Genomic DNA, 20,756 nt, shown 5'->3' on the forward strand with positions numbered 1-20,756 from the left:
CCATGAGCAAGCATACCATTAACTTCTGGCTACTTTTCATCCTTTCTGTTGCCATCTCAGCCATCATTATCTCTGTGTTTGTAAAGGCGCTCAAGATCATCCTGATGGTGGTACTGGTCCTGGCGCTCACCCCGATCGTTTACTTCGTGCTGCGCCTGATCTTTCCGACCAGGAAGAGCGACTCAGACAAACTTCGGAAGCGGGACTGATGCTTGCGCGGCCACAACGCCTGCAAGCGCTGTGGTCTTTGCCCCCGGACACGTTAGCGCTTCTTCCACACCTTTCGCCCCGGTTAACGCCCCATTGGCAAGCTTGTATGCCCGGCCTGGCCGCAAGCTGTATTGTGCTCCCGCTACAGACCGGCGCTACAGGCAGATACAGATTTGCTTCAGATTCATGTCGTTAGTTTGTGCTGTAGATTATTTTTAACATTTAAAGCAAAGAGATATGAAGAAGATAGTGATAGCATTAGCCTTTATGGGAACTACATTTGCATCTGCTCAGGCACAAGACGTAGACCAGAAAGACGTGCCCCAGGCAGTTTCCAGTGCTTTAACCCAGAAGTACGCCAACGCCACCGACCTTGACTGGGAGATGGACGGCGCCAACTACGAAGCGGAGTTCGACATGGACCGCGTTGACCATACAGTTCTTCTCGACCCATCCGGCAAAATCCTGATGAGCAAACGCGACATCATGGAGAAAGACCTGCCGCAAACGGTAAGAACGGCTATAGGCCAAAACTACAAAAGCATGCGCCTGGATGATATTGAGCTGGTGGAGAAAGACGGCCAGACCTATTACCAGGTAGAGCTGGACCAGCAAGGGCAGGACAAAAAGGTTGTTCTCTCAGCCGATGGCAGAGAGGTGACTTCCCCTGCATACTGGGACTAATCAACCAGATTGCACTTTATAAAAAAGAGCCTGAAGCTGCGGTTTCAGGCTCTTTTGTTTTTAGCTGTTCTCACCTCCCATACCGCCAGTGGGGCAAAGCGGCTGGCAGTGGAGCACAGTAGCCTATTTGTAAAGGCGAAAGTATACTTACAGAACACACCCGTCGCAAACTGGTATCAAAGGCAGCCACAGGTTGCGCCGGGGCTAAGCTGGCGGCATGTTGAGGCGCACCAGGTAAACAGTAACGTAGTTGGTTTAGCCGCGCCGCCACTGCGCATTACCTCTCTTTTCCCAATTATAGTTCCGGAAAGGTTATCCCTGAAGTTGCTGCACCCGTTTGCTTATAAATGCCTCCATTACCGAAGGCCGCACCAAGACTTTATACTTAGAACGAGCGCTATGAAGAACACATGGGCCCTGAGCCTTTTGCTATGGATTACAACAACAGGCCTCTGCAGTGGGCAAGGTATAAGCAGGGACTCTGTGAACCAGATACTGAAGCAGGCCCCAGCGTTTACGATATATAAAGACAACTATATTATTACCGGAACCACCATCGGCGAAACACCCACCAGTTCGAACTCCGACGTGAAGTACCAGATAAGCTTTAAGCACAGGCTCACCAATGCTTCCCTGCCACTAAACTCGTACCTGTTTCTGTCTTATACACAGCTGGCCTTCTGGGATATCTACAACTGGTCCAGCCCCTTCGAGGAGATTAACTTTAACCCGGGCATCGGGCTGGGCAAATTACTTTTCAAAGATGGCAAGCTAAAAGGGTCGCTGGCGCTGCAGGTAGAGCACGAATCGAACGGGCGGGACAGCATCTGGTCGAGGAGCTGGAATTACGTCTCCCTTAGCTACACCATGTTAGCTTCTCCCAAATCCATACTTCAGCTAAAGGCATGGGTGCCCTTCCTTTACAAGACTGATAACCCGGACCTGATAGAGTACATCGGCTACGGGCAGGCCACCTACATCTGGAAAATCAAGGGAGACAAACTGGTGCTGGACATCAGGGGCAGAAAGGGCACGTCCGGCTGGAAGGGCAGCCTGCAAACGCAGCTAAACTATAAGCCCTTCAAATCCGGCAACGCGTACGTAACGCTACAATGGTACCAGGGCTACGCCGAAAACCTGATAGAGTACCAGCAGCGAAGCAGCATGCTCCGGCTGGGACTGGCCATAAAACCTTCGACTTATTTATTTTATTGAGCTGAGAGCTGCCCGCGCGCAAGAAAAAGCCACGCCTGAACCACCCTGACGACAGCGTATTTCGCGCCCTGTCGGCTATAGCAGGGAGTTCCTTTGGTAAAAACACCGTCAGTTTGAGCGTAGCAGGAACCGGTAGTGAAGTACAGTAGTCGGTTTGAAAAGGTGAAAGTATACTTGACGGCCACGCCAGTTACAAACTGGCATTGAAGGAAGTCACAAGTTGCGCTGGCGCTAAATTGGCGGCATAACGCCATTATACTTACTGAAAGAACACGTCATCCCGCCATTTCTCAGGATTTGTCAGGACATAATTCTTTATTCGGAAGCATGATTGTTTGTTTCGGATGATGTGGTCGTGAAAGGAGCGCTGCCAAGAGAAGTCAGTTAAACCCGCCAAACGAATTTGCTTAGAGGTGGTGGTTTTATAGGCAGCAATTAACTCTGACAGGGATTTTGTTTTCTGTGATAAGTTAGCCGCGGCACCCGTTTCATCGTCAGGCCTTAGCGCGGACAGGTCCCGACCTGTATACTATCCCGGTCAATCTCCAGAATCCCATACACGTGATTAGGCATCACTTCAAAAGCATGTAAAATAACATACGAATACTGCTCAGCCAGCCAGTGCCACTGTCTTTCAGCAATAAGGCCACATTCATTCAGCTGCATTTCTTCATCAATCACCTCATCAAAAACACACGCTTTATTCTGCACGCATGAGGTTACAAAGTATAAACTGTCCCGGCTGTAATCAAAACCACTCAACCTGTTAAGTTTCCGGTCGGGTCTTGTCATGCATTAGTATACGGCAATAATGTGCATTCTGTGTCTGATAATAATTTGCCCTGTAGGGACAGGTCGCGACCTGTCCGCGCGATAGCTTGACGATGAAACAGGAACCGTTGACAGCTTCATACCTGATCCTGCGAATCCTATGATTATCCTGCAAATCCTGATTCGGACAAATTTAGGAATGACTGCCGGTGCACGATTCGGACAGGTCACGACCTGTCCCTACAGTAAAAACCAACATACCGACCATACCGCCAGTTTGAGCGAAGCGGTAAAGGTGGGGAAGTATGGCAGCCAGTTTGCAACTGGCGAAAGTATAATTCGGGAATGGCGCCAGTTACAAACTGGCCTCATAGCAATCCACAAATTGCGCTGGCGCTAAACTGGCGACATGTAGAGAAAAAGAATCCAAGAGCAAGTTTAGAAAGGCAAATCAGATGATTCATCCGCTCTCTTACCTATAGTTTTATCACTATCTAACTCTTTAAAAATACTGTCAATAGTTTCATCAACTTTATAATATGATCTCCTTGCCGCACTATGTAGTTGCTGCAGCATTCCATAACCATTTGGATATTCAGACTTATTAAAAGTGATATCTTCAACAATATCACCATTTTCATTTAAGATGCGTAAGTCAACCAAATCTTCTCCAGTATTTGAGTCATGCCATGAATCTGTAGTGATTGCTCCTTTACTCAAAACTAGTTTAAACTCATTTGCTAAACTAGATTTAGCCCAAATAGCAGTCTTAGCTTCAGTCTTCTTCAATAGCCGCTCAACAAGATCTTTGAATTTATCAGTCATATTATATTTATACTTCAAATTTTAGCTTTCCTTCAAAATCACCTAAAGTAGACTCTATATTATCAAGGTCTTTGATTATTTTAGTGATACTTATCCCTGTTTTACTACCTGTAATAACACTTGTAATATTATTTAAATTTATACTTACATCAGTAATATACTGATGATATTCTTCTCGTTCTGTTAGAATTTTAAGATCATTATTATACTTAAGATGAATAAGTATAACTTTCAAATCTTTCATCCTAATGATAGCTGCTTCTAACTTTTCAGCCAATAAATAATTTTGAATTTCATGAACTAGCTTCAATGCTCGTGATAAGTCAGAAACAGACATAATCTGCATAATCCTTTTATTTGAATCATCAATGGCACTTTTAGTAGCTTCAGCAGTTTCTTTCACAGACACAATTTGCACATACGCTACGAACAGTCCGAAAATTGATGTGTAAGTACCTGCGAGCGTTACATAATTTATAAGTATTTGCTGTTCATTAGGGAGAACTTTATAAAGCAAACTTGTCACAATAAAACCTATAAAGAAATATATTCCAGTATGTATAGGGTCTCTAACCAATCTCATCAAGCTTTATATTAATTTTCTCCATTTCTGTAAAATTGCAATATATGTAATATATTTAATACAAGCATTCCCCGCAACCTTCTCCTCCTCCACCATGTTCTGTATAGAGAATTGATTATTTGTATCTTTGTAGAGAAGACATAGCAGAACACGACTTTGTAAAAGCCCTGTGTTCTGCCTTTGCTGTTTTGTAATATCACTAAATGAAAGTAAAAGACTTCCTAGAGCTTTACCGCCTCGACAGTGTGGTGCAAACCCTTGCCCAACGGCTAAAAGCAACTGAACCTTACCGTCTCCAGATTAAAGGTCTGGCGGGTAGCCAGGATGCTGTGCTGGCCTCGGCGGTTTATACGTTGAATTATGGGCACCAACTCTTCGTGATGCACGACAAAGAGGAGGCAGCTTATTTCTATACCGACCTAAAAAACCTGCTTGGGGAGGAAAAGGAGATCCTGCTTTTCCCGACATCTTACAAGCGACCTTATAGCTTCGACGATACCGAAAATGCCAACATATTGATGCGTGCCGAGGTGCTCAACCGCCTGAACCAGAAAACGGGAAAAGGTGAGCTGATCGTGACGTACCCGGAGGCGCTGACGGAGAAGGTGATCAACAAAAAATCGCTGGTTGAGAATACACTTGGAGCCAAGATAGGCGAGAAACTGGACACAACTTTTCTAAGTGAGATGCTGGCTGAGTATGGTTTTGAGCGCACGGAGTTTGTGTATGAGGCAGGACAGTATGCCGTGCGTGGTGGCATTGTGGATGTGTACTCTTACGCCAACGATCTGCCCTACCGTATCGAGCTTTTCGGCGACGAGATTGAAAGTATACGCACCTTCGACCCCGACACGCAACTGTCGGTGGAGACGAAAAAAGCCATCTCCATCATACCAAACGTACAGACCAAGCTACTGCAGGAAACACGCGAGGCATTCCTTGATTTCCTGCCCAACAACACCACACTTTGGTTTAAGGATGTACGCCTGACGCTGGACGTGATCGATGAGTACTTTGATAAGGCTTCGCACAACTTCGAGAAGATGATGGCTACCAGCGGTGGTACACAAATCGTTTCTGACCCGGAGCAACTGTTCCAGACGCAGAAGCAGTTTAAGAAGCTACTGGAGAAGTATACGGTGGTGGAGATCGGCAAGCGCTTCCACTTCAAGAATACGGAGGTGATGCAGCTGCAGGCCAAGCCACAGCCATCATTTAACAAAGACTTTAAGCGGCTGGTGAAAGACCTGCACGAGCAGCAGGGTGCGGGCTTCGTAAACGTGATTGCTACCGATTCGCCACGCCAGATCAACCGCCTCACCATGATCTTTGATGAGTTGGACCACGACGTGCGTTTCCAGCACCTGCCGGTTTCGCTGCGTGAGGGCTTCATTGATCAAACACTCAAAATAACCTGCTACACCGATCACCAGCTGTTCGACAGGTTCTATCAGCACAAGGCCAAAACCGGGCACTCTAAGTCCAAGGCCATGACGCTGAAAGAACTGCGCTCACTGCAACCTGGCGACTACGTAACCCACACCGACTACGGCATCGGCCGCTTTGCCGGGTTAGAGAAAGTAGAGGTTGGTGGACGTTTGCAGGAGGCAATCAGGCTAGTTTACCGCGATGATGATTTGCTGTATGTAAGTATACACGCCCTGCACAAGATCAGCAAGTATAGCGGCAAGGAAGGTGGTCCGCCAAGTATGAGTAAGCTGGGCTCGCCAGAGTGGGAGAACAAGAAGAAGAAGGTTAAGAGCAAGGTTAAAGATATTGCACACGAGCTGATCAGCCTTTATGCCAAGCGCAAAGCTGCTCCAGGTTATGCTTATACCCGTGATGGCTTTTTGCAGGCCGAACTGGAATCGTCTTTTATATACGAGGATACCCCAGACCAAGGCAAGGCAACCGAAGATGTAAAAGCCGACATGGAGCAGCCGCACCCGATGGACAGGTTGGTTTGTGGCGACGTGGGTTTTGGTAAGACAGAAATTGCCATTCGCGCGGCCTTTAAAGCTGCCTGCGACGGCAAGCAAGTAGCCATACTAGTGCCTACCACTATTCTGGCCATGCAGCACTACCGCACCTTCCGCGACCGCCTGGAGCAGTTCCCGGTAACAGTGGATTATGTGAACCGCTTTAAAACAGCTAAAGACACCAAAGACACTTTAAAGCGTGTGGCTGAAGGCAAAGTGGATATCCTGATTGGTACGCACCGCATCGTAAGCAAAGACGTGAAGTTTAAGGACCTTGGCTTGATGATTATAGATGAGGAGCAGAAGTTTGGGGTGAAGACAAAGGAGAAGCTGAAGGAGATGAAGATAAACGTGGATACGCTGACGCTTACGGCTACGCCTATTCCGCGCACGCTGCACTTCTCGCTGATGGGTGCCCGTGACCTTTCTGTTATCGCCACACCACCGCCAAACCGCCAGCCGGTAAAAACAGAACTACATGTGTTTGACGAGGCGCTGATTCGGGATGCCATTGTGTACGAGATGAAGCGTGGCGGCCAGGTGTTCTTTGTACACAACCGTATTAAAGACATTGAGGAGATTGCCGCTATGATTCTGCGCCACGTACCAGACTGCAAGGTAACTTACGCTCACGGGCAGATGGAGCCTGAGAAGCTGGAGAAACGCATGATGAAGTTTGTAAACGGCGAGTATGATGTGCTGGTAAGTACCAACATCATCGAATCTGGCTTGGATATTGAAAATGCCAACACCATCATCATTAACCGCGCGCACATGTTTGGTCTATCAGATCTGCACCAGATGCGTGGCCGTGTAGGTCGCTCAAATAAAAAAGCTTACTGCTACCTTTTAACACCACCTGTAGCAGGCTTACCGTCTGATGCCCGTAAGCGCCTGAGCACGCTGGAAGAATTCTCTGACCTGGGCGAAGGCTTCAAGATTGCCATGCGCGACCTGGACATTCGCGGGGCGGGTAACCTGTTGGGCGGCGAACAAAGTGGCTTTATCACTGACCTTGGCTTTGAGATGTATCACCAGGTACTTGACGATGCCATCAAAGAACTGAAAGAAACCGAATTCCGCGACCTGTTCCTGAACGACAACCTGGCCGAATTCATAGAGCCGGTGCGCGAGTGCAACATCGAAACCGATATGGAAGTGCTGATACCGGATTGGTACGTGAGCAACATCTCAGAACGTCTGAACCTGTACAGCAAACTCGACAGCACCAAAGACCTGCAGGAACTGGAGAAACTGCGCGAAAGTATAGTAGACCGATTTGGCCCTTTACCGGAGGCAGTGCAACAGCTTGTAGAGATCGTGAAGCTGCGCTGGCAGGCCCAGCAGTTGGGTTTTGAGAAGCTCACTATTAAAAAAGAAGTGATGAAGGGCTATCTGCCGAGCGAAAACAACGACAAGTACTTCCAGTCAGATGTGTTTGGCAACATCCTCAAGTATGTGCAGCAGCACCCGCGCAAATCGCGCCTTAAAGAGGCGAAGCATAAGTTAATTGTTATTGTAGAGGATATCCAAAGTATAGCCGATGCCAAAGAGGTGTTTGAAGGGCTGGGCATAAAAGAAGCCGTTTCGGCGTAGCCCGCCTGATACCCGCCATACCTGTATAGACGTACGCCCCGGCTTTATTCTGTAAAAGAGCCGGGGCGTACTTTTATTATTGTCTTTTTAGAAGTTAAAGTATATCTTGATCTTCTGACTTTACCGTGCTTCTTACGCTGCGCCCCATGCCACACAATGACACCAACCCAAAACAAACTACTCCCTCGCTAGGGCCCATTTTTCGCGCCTTGCCCGGTCTGTACGTCATCATTACCCCTGAGCTGGTTATACAGGATGCAACAGACGCGTACCTGCGCACGACCCTCGCCTCCCGCGAGAACGTAACAGGGCGCTACTTCTTTGAGGTATTCCCAAACAACCCGGCCACCCCTGACCTGGACTCCGCCCATAATTTTGAGCACTCCCTGCGCCACGTGCTGGAGCACCGGCAGGAGCACGTAATGGAGATACTGCGCTACGACATTCCACGCCCGGCAAGCCAGGGCGGCGGTTTTGAGGAGCGCTACTGGAGCCCGAGCAACAAACCCGTACTGGATGAGGAGGGCAACCTGCTGTGCATCCTGCACGAGGCCCGCGACATTACCGAGCAGGTGCTAAACCAGCAGGAGCAGCTCCATAACCAGGAACGGCTGTACATGCTAACAGATGCCCTGCATGCGGTATCGTGGGAGTATGACATCGCAAGCAACAAAATGAGCTGGGGAAAAGGCCTGCTGGAGATCTTTGGGTATACCCCGGAAGAAATGGGCAGCGGTGGCGAGTCCTGGGACCGGCGCGTGCATCCTGATGATTTCGAAAGGGTGCAGCAGGGAATCAAAAACGCCACCAAAAACGGGAACAAAGTATGGTCTGGCGAGTACCGCTTCCTAAAAGCCGATGGCACCTACGCCCACGTCCTGGACCAGGGGTATATTATCTACGACACCAACGGAAACCCTGCCCGCACTATTGGTTCCATTGTGGACCTCTCCCACAGTAAACGCTTTGAAAAAGACCTGCGGGAAAGCGACGCACGCTTCTGGCACATGCTGGAGGTACTCCCGCACATGGCCTGGATAGCTGATGCCAAGGGGCGCCTGACTTACTTTAACAACAACTGGTACAACTACACGGGCATGAAGCCGGGCCAGACAGACGGCTGGATAAACGTTGTGCACCCCGAAGACTCCGCCGAACTGCTGACAAACTGGCTGGAAGCCACCCAGAGCGGCGACCTGTTTGAGCTGGAGTACCGCATCCGGAACCACATAACCGGAGAGTACCGCTGGTTTCTGGACCGTGGCGTGCCTATGTACGATGAGCAGGGGAAGGTAAAGATCTGGATCGGCTCTTATACAGACATTGATGAGCAGAAAGTCGCTCTCGCACAGATACAGCTCAAGGACCAGCAGCTGGAGAACATCCTCAAGCTTTCGCCGGCCCACCTGTGCCTGCTAATGGGGCCCGACCACGTGTGCCGCTATGTTACCCCGGGCGTTTACCGCATGTACGGCAACCGCCAGTACCTGGGCCGGACCGCCAGGGAAATCTGGCCGGAACTCCAGCGGCTCAACTTCTTCGACCTGCTGGAGCAGGTGTACCGGCAGCAGGATTCCGTCAGCATCGATGAGTTCTGTCTGCCTTTTGACAGGCACAACAACGGCAAAATGGAGAACGCCTACTTTAACCTGCGGTACCAGCCGATCATAGACCAGAACCACAACACGGAGGGCATCCTGATATCCGCGGTAGAGGTTACGGAGCTGGTGCTCTACAAGGCTAAAGCGAAAACCTAAGCATTGGCACTAATAAGGCGGCCACAGTAAAACAAAATGCCTCATTTGTTGTATTACCCATATTCATGACTGGCGCAGCAGTAGCGGGCCTTTGCGTTAGCGTATGAAATGCTACCTTTACGCTTCGTGTGCCGCCCCATAGCGAAACCGGCTTTACCTTTACTTCCTATCCGTGACAATGGAACAGGCTTCTTTTCTGGATTCAAAAGTAAACTTCGAAACCGTGTTCCGAACACTGCCGGAGCTGTATTTGCTTATTTCTCCCGATCTGCACGTGTGGGCCGCCACCGACAGTTACCTGCAGGCCATCAACACACCGGAGGAAGCCGTTGTGGGAAAGCCTTTCTTCGAAGCGTTTACCGACAGCGGCCTGCCTTGGAACCGGGCCTCCCTGGAGCAGGTGCGTAACGCCCTCCAGACCGCCCTGCAGCAGAAAGAGCCGGTTACCCTCAACCCAATACGGTTTGACATAGCGCAGGGGCAGGAGATGTACTGGCAGGCTGTCAACACCCCTGTTTGCGATAAGGAGGGCGAGGTCGCCTACATCCTGCACGAGGCCCGCAACATCACCGAGCAGGTGCAGGCAGAGCGCGAGGCCAGGGTATCGCTGGAAAGCCTGGAGCTCATGTCGCTCACGGCCAACGGCACCCTGTGGGATTATGACCTGCAGCAAGACACTATCACCTGGAGCAAGTCTTACAAGCAGCTTTTCGGATACACCGGCCAGGAACCCGCGTACAGCGCAGCCAGCTGGATGCACCACGTGCACCCGCAGGACGCTGCACAGATACGCCGGACCTTTTTCCAGCTACTGAAGGAGCAGAAAAGCGACTTCTGTGTGGAGTACCGCTTTAAACGAGCCGACGGCACCTATGCCGATGTGCTAAGCCACGGCTACGTTTTCTACAGCGCCTCCGGGCAGCCCCTCCGCCTGATCGGCTCTGCAGCCGACATTAGCCTGCAGAAGAGCCATCAGCGGCAGCTGGCGGATATAAGCGAGCGGTTTCAGCGGATTGCCACAGCCACAAATGACGTGATATGGGACTGGAATTTAACAGACGATACCATCTGGTGGAACGAAGGCTACAAAACCCTGCTGAGCTTCGCCGAGGACGAGGCAGGCACCACAGACTCCGCTTTCTGGACGGAGCGCATCCACCCGGACGACCGGGCCCGCGTTAAAGCCTCCATTCACAAAGCCATCAACGGCGGCCAGTTAGCCTGGCAGGAGGAGTACCGCTTCCGCTGCGCCGACGGCAGCTACAAGCTCATCCAGGACAGAGGCTCTATCATCCGGGACAGCAACGGTAAGCCCACGCGGATGATAGGCGCCATGCACGATATAACGGAAAAGCGACAGGTTGAACAGCAGCTCCGGGAAAGCTCGGCACGCATTACCCAGATACTGGAGGCGCAGCCGCTCATGGCCTGGACGGCTACCCCCGAGGGCACTATAGACTACTATAGCAGCAGATGGTACGAGTACACCGGCGCAGACCCTGCGACACAGGACGACTGGGCCAACTACCTGCATCCCGATGACCGCCAGAGGGCCTGGGAGCGCTGGCTCCACAGCATAGCCACCGGCGAAGCGTTCTCTGATGAAAACAGGTGGAAATCGGGCAAGGATGGCACGTACAGGTGGTTCCTGGGCAAGGCCCTGCCCATCCGGGACAGTGAGGGCAGCATCACCATGTGGGTAGGCTCCCACACAGACATCGAAGAGCAAAAGCAGGCTTTGCTCACGCTGCAGGAAAGCAACGACAGGTTTAGACTGCTGGCCGAGTCCATTCCGCACATTGTCTGGAGCAGCACACCCGATGGGCGCGTCGACTACTTTAACCAGCAATGGTACGACTATACCCGGATGACGCAGGAGGAGACGCTTGGCTTTGGCTGGTCCTTAACGCTGCACCCGGACGATTTGGCGGCGACCACCGAGGATTGGCTTGCCTCGATGGAGAACGGGCTGCCGTATGAGCGCGAACTGCGGTTGCGCAATGTAGAAACGCAGGAGTACCGCTGGTTCCTGGCGCGTGGCCTCCCGATCCGGAACGCCGAGGGGGAGCTCTTTAAATGGTTTGGCACGGCCACCGACATACACGACCAGAAATTACTGCAAGAGCAGCTGCTGGAATCAGAAAGGAGTTTCCGCTTCTTAACTGAGTCTATCCCACAAATGGTGTGGACGGCCACCCCAGACGGCACCACCGATTACTTTAACAGCCGGTGGATAAGCTACACCGGCCTTAGCCTGGAAGAGAGCCAGGGGCCGGATGCATGGCTGAAGGCAATGCACCCGGATGACCACCAAAAGGCCCGGGAGCGCTGGCTCCTTTCTGTGCAGTCCGGCGACTACTATGAGATAGAATACCGCATCCGAAACGGTAGCAAGGGCACGTACCGCTGGTTCTTAGGCCAGGGCATTCCCATGCGCGACGCGAGCGGCGCCATTGTGAAGTGGTTCGGCACCTGCACCGACATTGAGGACCATAAAAAGGCCGAGGAAGAGCTGGTAGAGAAAAACCTGGAGCTGGAGCGCATCAACCAGGACCTCGACAGCTTTGTGTACACCGCCTCGCACGACCTGAAGCTCCCGGTGATAAACATGGCCGGCGTTTTTGAAGAGCTCATCCGCGATGCGCAGTTCAAAGACCCGGAGGCGCCGCAGCTGATCGAGATGTTCAACAAGTCGCTCAGGCAGCTGCACAACACGATCTATGATTTGAGCGAAGTGGTGCGCGTGCAAAAGTCCAGGGACCGGGAGTTAAAAGACCTCAGCCTGCAGGGCACCACCGATGATGTGCTGACCAGCCTGCAGGACATGCTGCACGAGTCTGGCACCGTTGTGCACACTGACTTTTCTGAGGCGCCGCTCGTGGCCTTTACACGCGCGGGCCTCAAAAGCATACTTTACAACCTCATCAGCAATGCCATCAAGTACCGTGCTCAGGACCGGCCGCCGGAGATCAGGCTGCGCTCCGGCATTAAAGGCAACTACGTGGAGGTTAGCGTGGCAGACAACGGCCTGGGCATAGACATGACGCGGCACCAGGGCAAGCTGTTCCAGATGTTCAAGCGCTTCCACAGCCACGTGAAAGGCTCTGGCTTAGGCCTCTACATCGTAAACAGGCTACTGAGCAGCCATGGCGGCCACATCAACATCGAAAGTACGCTAAACGAAGGCACCACTTTCTACCTATACTTTAAAATGAAGAAATCTTAGGCATACGCAACTACCGAACATCAATATGAAAAAGCTGAACACCATACTCCTGATCGACGACGACGAGACTACCAACTACCTGAACCACCGTCTCCTCAACCGCCTGGAGGTGGCCCCGGACATACGTGTCGTTATGAATGGCGAGGAGGCTATCGACTACCTGAGCTATGCCTTCGCCGGCGTGCCGGAGTACCCGCGCCCTGACCTTATTTTTGTGGATATCAAAATGTCGGTGATGGATGGCTTTGAGTTTCTGGAGGAGTACCAGCAGTACACTCCGGAGCAAAAGGGGAACACCGTGCTGCTGATGCTTACCTCCTCGGCAAGCTTTTACGACCTGGAGAAGCTCAAGCAGTTCCCGGACGTGCGCAGGCATTACTCTAAGCCGCTGGCCGAAGCCGACGTGCGCGAGATAATGCAGGAGTACTTCTAAGCCCCCTGCCCTGCCCGCGCAAAAAGCACCTTTTGTGGTAAGGGGTGCTTTTTGCGCGGGTAAACTGCTGTATTTCAACTATAGCCCGGCCTACTCCGTACATAAAAGCCCGCCTCGTGCGGACATTGAATATGTACAACATCAAAACAAGGAGATAGAACTATGGCAAACAAACCCATGAACCTGAACGGCAGCGAGGGTGAGAACCACGAAATAGGCCGCAAACTATATAACCAAGAGCATCACCAGAACCAGCAACAGGGGCAGCGCTACGGCTACCGCGGAACAGACACGCGCCAGTGGGGCGAAGGCAACTACTTCCACACAGGCCCCAACCCGCGCGGCGCGCAGGACTCGCCACAGCGCAAGTACGGTGACAACTATCAGCACGACCGCAACAGCTCTTACGCACAGGGCCGCAACGCCCACCTGAACGACCACTACGGCAGCGAGTCGATGAGCTCCTACCGCAACGAGCGCGACTACATTGACCACGGCGACCGCGGCAACTACCAGCACAGCCAGCAGCACAGTATGCGCCGGCCCCACACATCGGGAGACGCGCTGGAAAACAGAGGCAACCGCTACGATGTAAACGACTACCAGAACGACCAGTGGCGCGAAGGCCCGGGCAGCCGCAGCCGCTACAAAGAGGATGACTACCGCTACGGCAGCGGCTCGCACAACTGGTACCGCGAGGGCCGCTACACCCCAGACAACGACGCCTCCGCACCGCACCCGCGCGACAACCGCGGCTTTATGGACCGCATGAAGGACACCTGGAACGACATCTGGCACTCTGACGATGCAAACTACCGCCAGCGTAACCGCCACGAGTCGCCGACGGAGCGCACCAGCAGCAGAGGCCACCACGGCTACGAGTCGTACCGCGACCGCAACTTTGACAGAGGCTTTGAGGGCGGACCGCGCTGGGCCGACGAAGTAGACTCAGGAGACGACAACTATTACAACGACATCAACAGAAACCAACGCTGGCGCCGCTAAGCCGTATAAATAGCCAGATTAGGTAGATTTGGTAGTAGATTAGTTTTAGTTAGCAAACAACAGAGCCGGCCACTGCGCCGGCTTTGTTATTTTGCATAAAGCTGCTTATCTTAAAAAGGAACATCCTGATTATCACGCCGTACATTACAGTACCCGCGGCTTAGCCAGGAGATTTTTTCAACTATTAAGACACACCACATGCAGCACGAAGAGCAAGACCCACGGCACCGGGAGCACCAGCGACACCGCCGCGAGCAGTATCATCAGATGCGCCACCAGGACGACGATCATTTCCATGATTTCAGTAGCAGATGGAGCGAGCCTGCACCGCCTATAGACCTGAACCGCTATGATTGGCAGCCACGCAACGTTGGCCGCTTTGAGCGCACGGGGGGCTACCACCGGGAGGAGTGGCCTAACGACCAGCGTTACCGCCGGCAGCCGCAGCGCTACCAGCACCACCCGGACCAGCACTACCACCAGATGGGGGAACAGCAGCACCGCGAGCCTATCTGGCGCCAGCGCGACGTACACTTCGACCCGAGCAACCAGCGCGTGGAAGACCGGTGGTTCGAAGACCCGACCATGCCGCACCCGCAGCAGCGCCCACCGCGCCACTACGATGGCTTTTGGGAAGATTACGAAGACTAACCCATACCTAAAGTATAAAAATGATAAAGCCGGAGCACTCCCGGCTTTCGTTTTTTCGGCCCCGGCACAAAGGGTAGAGCAGCGCTCCTGCCGTATGAAACCAGACAGTTGGCCCGCTTGCCTGCCCCTACTGATTTCTGCCTTCGCCGCTGCCGAACTTCGCGCATACTTTGTATTTTTGTTGCGATGGAGGCATTGGAGAGTTTACTACAGCAGGTGCGCGCCTGCCGCATCTGCGAAGAGCACCTGCCCCTGGGGCCGCGCCCGGTGCTTACGGCAAGCAGCACTGCAAAGCTGTTAATTGTGGGCCAGGCACCCGGCACTAAGGTGCACGCCAGCGGCATCCCCTGGGACGACCAAAGCGGAAAGCGGCTGCGCCAGTGGCTAGGCCTGGCACCCGAAGTGTTTTACGACCAGAGCAAGGTTGCCATTGTTCCGATGGGCTTCTGCTACCCCGGCAAGGGCAAGTCCGGCGACCTGCCGCCCCGCCCCGAGTGCGCCCGGCACTGGCACCAGCAACTGCTGGCCCTGCTGCCAGAGGTGCAGCTCACGCTACTTATCGGCAAGTACGCGCAGGACCACTTTTTAGGCAGCCAGGCAGGGGCAACCCTTACCGAGACAGTACAGAACTGGCATGCCTACCTGCCCCGGTACATGCCCATGCCGCACCCCTCGCCCCGCAATCAGTTCTGGCTGCGCCGGCACCCGTGGTTCGAGGCGGATGCCGTACCTTATGTACAGCAGCTGGTGCAGCAAATTATTTAGGATAACCTATATAGTAGTTTTCCGTTGCAAGCTACTACTTCCACTTCCCTAAGCTACTAACACTATATGATAAACTACCCCGCGAGCAAGCTGCCAGACGTAGGCGCCAGCATTTTCACAGTGATGTCGGCACTGGCCAATGAGCACCAGGCGATCAACCTGTCGCAGGGCTTCCCGGACTTCAACTGCCCGGAGCCGCTTATACACCTGGCGGACAAGTACATGCGCGAGGGCTTTAACCAGTATGCCCCCATGGCCGGCATGCCACAGCTGCGCCACAAAATCAGCCTGAAAACGGAGAAGATGTATGGTTTCAGCCCCGACCCGGACACAGAGGTAACAGTTACATCCGGAGCCACCGAAGCCCTGAACGCAGCCATTACAGCCGTGGTAAAGCCCGGCGACGAGGTCGTGGTGCTGGAGCCCTGCTACGACAGCTATGCCCCGGTTATCCGGCTGTGCGGCGGCGCCCCTATGTATGTGCCCCTCTCCCTTCCCGACTTCTCCATTGACTGGGACCAGGTAAAGAAAAGGGTTTCCTCCCGCACACGCCTGATCATCATCAACACCCCGCACAACCCCACCGGCGCCGTCATGAGCAGGCAGGACATGGACACGCTGGCCAACCTGCTCGATGGCACGGATATTCTGGTGCTGAGCGATGAGGTGTATGAACACATGGTGTTTGACGGGCAGGAGCATTACAGCGCACTGCAGCACCCGCAGCTGCGCGAGCGGAGCTTTGTGGTGTCGTCGTTTGGCAAAACATACCACACCACCGGCTGGAAAGTGGGCTATGCCGTGGCGCCGGCACCGCTTACCAACGAGCTGCGCAAGATGCATCAGTTCATTACCTTCTGCACCGCCACGCCGCTGCAACTGGCTATTGCCGATTTTATGGAGGAAGAGACGCACTACCTGGGGCTGCCGGACTTCTACCAGGCCAAGCGCGACTTCTTTTTGGAGCAGCTGAAACAAACACGCTTTGAGTTTATACCTTCGGCAGGCACTTATTTCCAGTTAGTGAAGTATGATGGTATTACCGATGCCTACGACGTGGACTTCGCCAGACACCTGACCACCCAGACAGGCGTGGCGGCTATACCCGTATCGGCTTTTTACCACGATAAAACGGACAACAAGTACCTGCGCTTCTGCTTTGCCAAGAGCGAAGAGACCTTGCGTGCTGCCGGCGAGAAGCTGAAAAGCGTTTAAGAAAAGTCTCTGCTGCCGGCACGTGAAAACGTGCGCCTTTCTTTAGAGAGCTTGCGCAAATGTTTCCTACATTTATACCTGCTCAAGTATACACCACAGGCCCCTGGCCCTTAAAAAAACGAACACCGACGCACATGGACGACTTACGCGTAACCATCGTACAAACCGAGCTGCACTGGCAGGAGGCCGAGGCGAACAGGCGCATGTTTAGCGACAAGCTGGCTGCCGCTGCGCCGCAAACGGACCTGATTGTGCTGCCCGAAATGTTTACTACCGGCTTCAGCATGCAGGCTGAGGGGTTGGCAGAGGAAGCCGACACCTTTACGCTGGAGTGGATGCAGCAGGAGGCAGGAAAGCACCAGGCAGTGCTAACGGGAAGTGTGATGGTGCGCGAGGGAGAGCAGTACCTTAACCGCCTCTACTGGGTTCGCCCGGACGGCAGCTTTGCCAGTTACGATAAAAAGCACCTGTTCCGGATGGCAAAGGAGCACCATACCTATACTGCCGGCAAAGAGCGGCTGGTAGTGGAGCTGAACGGATGGCGCGTGTGCCCGCTGGTGTGCTACGACCTGCGCTTCCCGGTGTGGAGCCGCAACACGGATAACGCCTATGACCTGCTGCTCTACGTGGCGAACTGGCCGAAAGTACGCAGCCAGCCGTGGCGTACACTGCTGCAGGCCCGCGCTATAGAAAACCTGGCGTACGTGGTGGGCGTGAACCGCGTGGGCACCGACGGCAACAACCATCCCTACTCCGGCGATTCGGCTATTATCCACCCCAAGGGCTACCACCTGCTGGAAACCGCTGAGGTAGAAGGCATCCACACCCTGGCCTTGAGCAAAAAAGAACTCGAAGCTTTCCGCGAAGCGTTCCCGGCGCATTTAGACGCCGACAGGTTCAGCCTGCATCGCTAAGGCACCGGAGTCCGGCTACTTCAGCACATGCCTGCTCAGCACCCGGTACGCCTCGTTGATGTTGTCGCCCTTCCGGAAGTCCTGCTTTATCGTGGGCTCCGACTCGCCGGTCAGCCATATCTTTAGCTCCGCGTCCAGGTCGCCGATGCCGGCGCTTTCTTTGGAAAACATCTTGATGCTGCTGTAGGGGATGCTCTGATAGTCGGTTTTGGAGCCGGTGAGGCCCTGCCGGTTCACCAGGATCAGGCGCTTGTTTGTGAACACCAGCATGTCGCGGATGAGCTTGTAGGCCCGCTCAATCTGCTCGGTATCCATAAGGATTGGCTGAAATTCTTTGGCTAGTTTTTCGATAGACACCTCCGAGGCGTGTCCCATCATTCCGCTTAATAGTCCCATAGGTTTGTTTTGGTTGATGTTTAGGTAAGTGTACTTCTACAGCACGGCTTATACTTCCAGCTCCTTTTTGATTCGCTTCTTATCGATTTTGCCCACGCTCGTCTTCGGTATCTCCGAGACAAACTTAAACTGCTTCGGCACCGCGTAATGGCTGATCCTGCCGCTGTCCGAGAACTGCTCCATGTGCCGGATCAGCTCTTCGTCGGTTAGGTTTGCGCCGGGCCTGGCGACAACCAGGGCGAGCGGCCGCTCCTGCCAGCGCTGGTCTGGCACGGCTACAACGGCCGTTTCCTGCACGTCAGGGTGCTGCGAGATCAGGCTTTCCAGCAACAGCGAAGAGATCCACTCGCCACCGGACTTGATCACGTCTTTCTTGCGATCCGTAATGGTGATTACCCCATCCGGGGCAATGGTAGCGATATCGCCGGTGTGGAGGTAGCCGTGTTTCCACAGCTCCAGGCTGCGCTCCTCGTCTTTGTAGTAGCCCTGCGTGAGCCAGGGAGCCCGCACCACAATCTCTCCCGTCGATTTGCCGTCGTTTGGCAGGAACTGCCCCTCCTCGTTCATCAGCCTGATGTCCACCATCTGGATAGGGCGGCCCGTCTTTACGCGCAGGTCAGCCTCTTCTTCCTCCGTTAGGTGGCGCATGGTTTTGCGGTTGAGGTAGGTGAGGGAGAGCACAGGGCAGGTTTCGGACATGCCGTAGCCGGTGATAACCTCAATGCCCAAATCCATGGCAGCCATCGCCAAACCGCGCGGCAAGGCACTACCGCCAATCACTACTTTCCAGTTGGTCAGGTCAAAAGTCTTTACCTGCGGGTGGTTTACCAGCATCTGCAGAATGGTAGGCACGCAATGCGACACCGTTACCTTCTCCTGCAGCACCAGTTTCAGGAGCATGGCCGGTTCGTAGCGGCCGGGGTACACCTGCTGCATCCCCAGAAAGGTGGCTAAGTACGGAAAGCCCCAGGCGTGCACGTGGAACATCGGCGTGATAGGCATATACACATCATTGGAGCCGATCTTCAGCGCGTTGTCCATTGCCCCGAGCGAGGTGGCCAGCCCGAAGGTGTGGAGCACCAGTTGCCGGTGCGAAAAGTACACGCCCTTGGGCAAGCCGGTGGTACCGGTGGTGTAAAAGGTGGTGGCAACGGTGTCTTCGCTGAAGTCGGGGAAGTTGTAGGTGTCCGGCTGCTGCAGCAGGAGCTCCTCGTACTCACCCGACAGCTCCAGGGGAGTATCCGGAGTGGCCCCGGAATCCGAAAGGAGCACCACCCGCTGCACGGTCTCCATTCTGCCTTGCAGGCTCTCCAGAATGGGCAGGAAGTCTTCGTGGCAGAAGATCACCGTGTCCTCCGCGTGGTTTATCGTGTACAGAATTTCCTCTGGCGACAGCCTAAAGTTGATCATGTGCAGCACAGCTCCTACCATGGGTACGGCAAAGTATGCCTCCAGGTAGCGGTGGCTGTCGTAGTCGAGGAAGGCTACGGTCTGGCCCTGCTCTATCTGCAGGTGGGTCGTCAGCAGGTGGGCCAGCCGTGGCACCCGCTTGTTCATTTCTTTGTAGGAGAGGCGCAGCAGGTCCCGGTACACAATCTCCCTGTCCGGCTCATACTTTAACGACTGGTTGAAAATCTCCTTTATAAGTAACTTGGACTGATATGCCCTTGGTGTAGGAGGTAAAATGCGCGTGTTAGCCATAGTTTGTTTTAGTGTGATGGGTGTCGGTTATAGTTTGTGTGAGATTGTGATCTTTCTTTATCAACGTCACAGCTATTTCTATACCTTAATACGAAAGGTTCAGTTGCGAGAGGCACACTTAGCGCATTTCTGCTTTTCTTCTTCTGTTGCGAATGCTGTTCTTGCCTTGTAGTGGTAGCTTTGGTTAGCCAACCTAAACTGTTCTATAGCTCACCTCGCCGGCGGGGCCTTAATTTCTCCTTGATGGGGGTAGGGCCCCTCGATAAAAAGAAAAGTAAGCAAAAGAATCAAGACAATTTTGTTTGTCGAGGGCCCCTACCCCCACTCGCTGAACGCTCAAACAAAAAATCGTCGCTGTGCACCTGGCAAAGGTTTTAACTCTGTAGCTGCTGTCATCAAACCACCCCTAACCCCTCCTTATCTAAGGAGGGTAACATAGAATCGTCACTTTAAGAAGTATAAGCTCTATAGCTGGCATAGGTGTATTTTATGCGCCGTGGAGCTGTTTTAGCTGATCGATGGAAAGGCTTACCCAGTTTTTCCAGGAGGCGCCTCGAGAGTTTCCGGTGACGAGCGGGAGCGAGGCAGCCCGAGGCACGAGGGCAGGAAAGGAAAGCAGCGCCGAGTGGGAAAACGAGTCCTCGCTTACATAGGGCCCCTACCCCAACTTGGAGCGCAAATAACTGGCAACGTAGAAGGCCGGAACTAAAGCTGTGGATAAGCAGCCCCTACGCCAGCTTAGACCGAAATAAAGTAGTAACTCAGCAGAAACCTCAACTCGCAACCTATTGGCTAAAGCTCAGCAATAATCAATACACACTACTTCAAAG

Annotated in this window: 19 protein-coding genes; 14 read left to right on the top strand and 5 right to left on the bottom strand. The window is 53.2% G+C overall.

The window, feature by feature from the left end:
• The first annotated feature begins 2 nt into the window (after positions 1-2).
• The 3 genes from CA264_RS15830 (at position 3) to CA264_RS15840 (ending at position 2,109) form a co-directional block, all read left to right on the top strand.
• Entirely contained in the window at positions 3-209 is a 207-nt protein-coding gene (locus CA264_RS15830) for a hypothetical protein (RefSeq protein WP_025608363.1), read from the top strand.
• A 238-nt stretch (positions 210-447) separates the two neighbouring features.
• Entirely contained in the window at positions 448-894 is a 447-nt protein-coding gene (locus CA264_RS15835) for a PepSY-like domain-containing protein (protein WP_025608364.1), read from the top strand.
• 483 nt (positions 895-1,377) lie between these two features.
• Complete coding sequence (locus tag CA264_RS15840) at positions 1,378-2,109, top strand: phospholipase A (RefSeq protein ID WP_162912089.1); 732 nt, start codon at positions 1,378-1,380, stop codon at positions 2,107-2,109.
• A 501-nt stretch (positions 2,110-2,610) separates the two neighbouring features.
• On the opposite strand, the gene CA264_RS22140 is transcribed toward CA264_RS15840, so the two are convergent.
• The gene (locus tag CA264_RS22140; protein WP_025608366.1) at positions 2,611-2,901 is read right to left on the bottom strand and encodes a hypothetical protein; all 291 of its coding nucleotides are present in this window, start codon (positions 2,899-2,901) and stop codon (positions 2,611-2,613) included.
• A 139-nt stretch (positions 2,902-3,040) separates the two neighbouring features.
• Between CA264_RS22140 and CA264_RS22145 the strand changes: the two genes are divergently transcribed.
• Positions 3,041-3,280: a hypothetical protein gene (locus CA264_RS22145; protein ID WP_025608367.1), complete on the top strand. Its 240-nt coding sequence runs from the start codon at positions 3,041-3,043 to the stop codon at positions 3,278-3,280.
• A gap of 38 nt (positions 3,281-3,318) precedes the next feature.
• Here CA264_RS22145 and CA264_RS15855 read toward each other — a convergent pair whose 3' ends face one another.
• On the bottom strand, positions 3,319-3,705 hold the full coding sequence (locus tag CA264_RS15855) for a hypothetical protein (protein ID WP_025608368.1): 387 nt from the start codon (positions 3,703-3,705) through the stop codon (positions 3,319-3,321).
• Positions 3,706-3,712: 7 nt separating this feature from the next.
• On the bottom strand, positions 3,713-4,288 hold the full coding sequence (locus CA264_RS15860; protein ID WP_025608369.1) for a hypothetical protein: 576 nt from the start codon (positions 4,286-4,288) through the stop codon (positions 3,713-3,715).
• 203 nt (positions 4,289-4,491) lie between these two features.
• On the opposite strand from CA264_RS15860, the gene mfd reads away from it, so the two are divergent.
• The 9 genes from mfd to CA264_RS15905 all read left to right on the top strand — a co-directional run bounded on the left by mfd (position 4,492) and on the right by CA264_RS15905 (position 17,829).
• Positions 4,492-7,863 (top strand): transcription-repair coupling factor, encoded by a 3,372-nt coding sequence (gene mfd, locus CA264_RS15865; RefSeq protein WP_025608370.1) that lies wholly within the window; start codon positions 4,492-4,494, stop codon positions 7,861-7,863.
• A gap of 146 nt (positions 7,864-8,009) precedes the next feature.
• The gene (locus CA264_RS15870; RefSeq protein WP_025608371.1) at positions 8,010-9,620 is read left to right on the top strand and encodes a PAS domain-containing protein; all 1,611 of its coding nucleotides are present in this window, start codon (positions 8,010-8,012) and stop codon (positions 9,618-9,620) included.
• A gap of 178 nt (positions 9,621-9,798) precedes the next feature.
• Entirely contained in the window at positions 9,799-12,846 is a 3,048-nt protein-coding gene (locus CA264_RS15875) for a PAS domain-containing sensor histidine kinase (RefSeq protein WP_025608372.1), read from the top strand.
• Between the two features lie 25 nt (positions 12,847-12,871).
• Entirely contained in the window at positions 12,872-13,279 is a 408-nt protein-coding gene (locus CA264_RS15880; RefSeq protein WP_025608373.1) for a response regulator, read from the top strand.
• 162 nt (positions 13,280-13,441) lie between these two features.
• Entirely contained in the window at positions 13,442-14,284 is an 843-nt protein-coding gene (locus CA264_RS15885; protein ID WP_025608374.1) for a hypothetical protein, read from the top strand.
• 198 nt (positions 14,285-14,482) lie between these two features.
• Positions 14,483-14,935 carry a hypothetical protein gene (locus CA264_RS15890; protein WP_025608375.1) on the top strand — a complete coding sequence of 151 codons (453 nt, stop codon included), beginning with the start codon at positions 14,483-14,485 and terminating at the stop codon, positions 14,933-14,935.
• A gap of 186 nt (positions 14,936-15,121) precedes the next feature.
• A complete protein-coding gene (locus tag CA264_RS15895; RefSeq protein WP_025608376.1) occupies positions 15,122-15,700 on the top strand; it encodes a uracil-DNA glycosylase family protein in 579 nt (192 codons plus the stop codon).
• Between the two features lie 66 nt (positions 15,701-15,766).
• A complete protein-coding gene (locus CA264_RS15900) occupies positions 15,767-16,915 on the top strand; it encodes a methionine aminotransferase (protein WP_025608377.1) in 1,149 nt (382 codons plus the stop codon).
• A 134-nt stretch (positions 16,916-17,049) separates the two neighbouring features.
• The gene (locus CA264_RS15905) at positions 17,050-17,829 is read left to right on the top strand and encodes an amidohydrolase (RefSeq protein ID WP_025608378.1); all 780 of its coding nucleotides are present in this window, start codon (positions 17,050-17,052) and stop codon (positions 17,827-17,829) included.
• 15 nt (positions 17,830-17,844) lie between these two features.
• Here CA264_RS15905 and CA264_RS15910 read toward each other — a convergent pair whose 3' ends face one another.
• Together CA264_RS15910 and CA264_RS15915 are read right to left on the bottom strand one after the other, a co-directional pair.
• On the bottom strand, positions 17,845-18,225 hold the full coding sequence (locus tag CA264_RS15910; protein ID WP_025608379.1) for a PH domain-containing protein: 381 nt from the start codon (positions 18,223-18,225) through the stop codon (positions 17,845-17,847).
• Positions 18,226-18,273: 48 nt separating this feature from the next.
• Positions 18,274-19,926 carry a fatty acid--CoA ligase gene (locus tag CA264_RS15915; protein WP_025608380.1) on the bottom strand — a complete coding sequence of 551 codons (1,653 nt, stop codon included), beginning with the start codon at positions 19,924-19,926 and terminating at the stop codon, positions 18,274-18,276.
• Positions 19,927-20,444: 518 nt separating this feature from the next.
• On the opposite strand from CA264_RS15915, the gene CA264_RS22400 reads away from it, so the two are divergent.
• The gene (locus tag CA264_RS22400) at positions 20,445-20,579 is read left to right on the top strand and encodes a hypothetical protein (protein WP_257791726.1); all 135 of its coding nucleotides are present in this window, start codon (positions 20,445-20,447) and stop codon (positions 20,577-20,579) included.
• Positions 20,580-20,756: the final 177 nt, after the last annotated feature.

The sequence above is a fragment of the Pontibacter actiniarum genome, assembly GCF_003585765.1.
Lineage (GTDB): Bacteria > Bacteroidota > Bacteroidia > Cytophagales > Hymenobacteraceae > Pontibacter > Pontibacter actiniarum.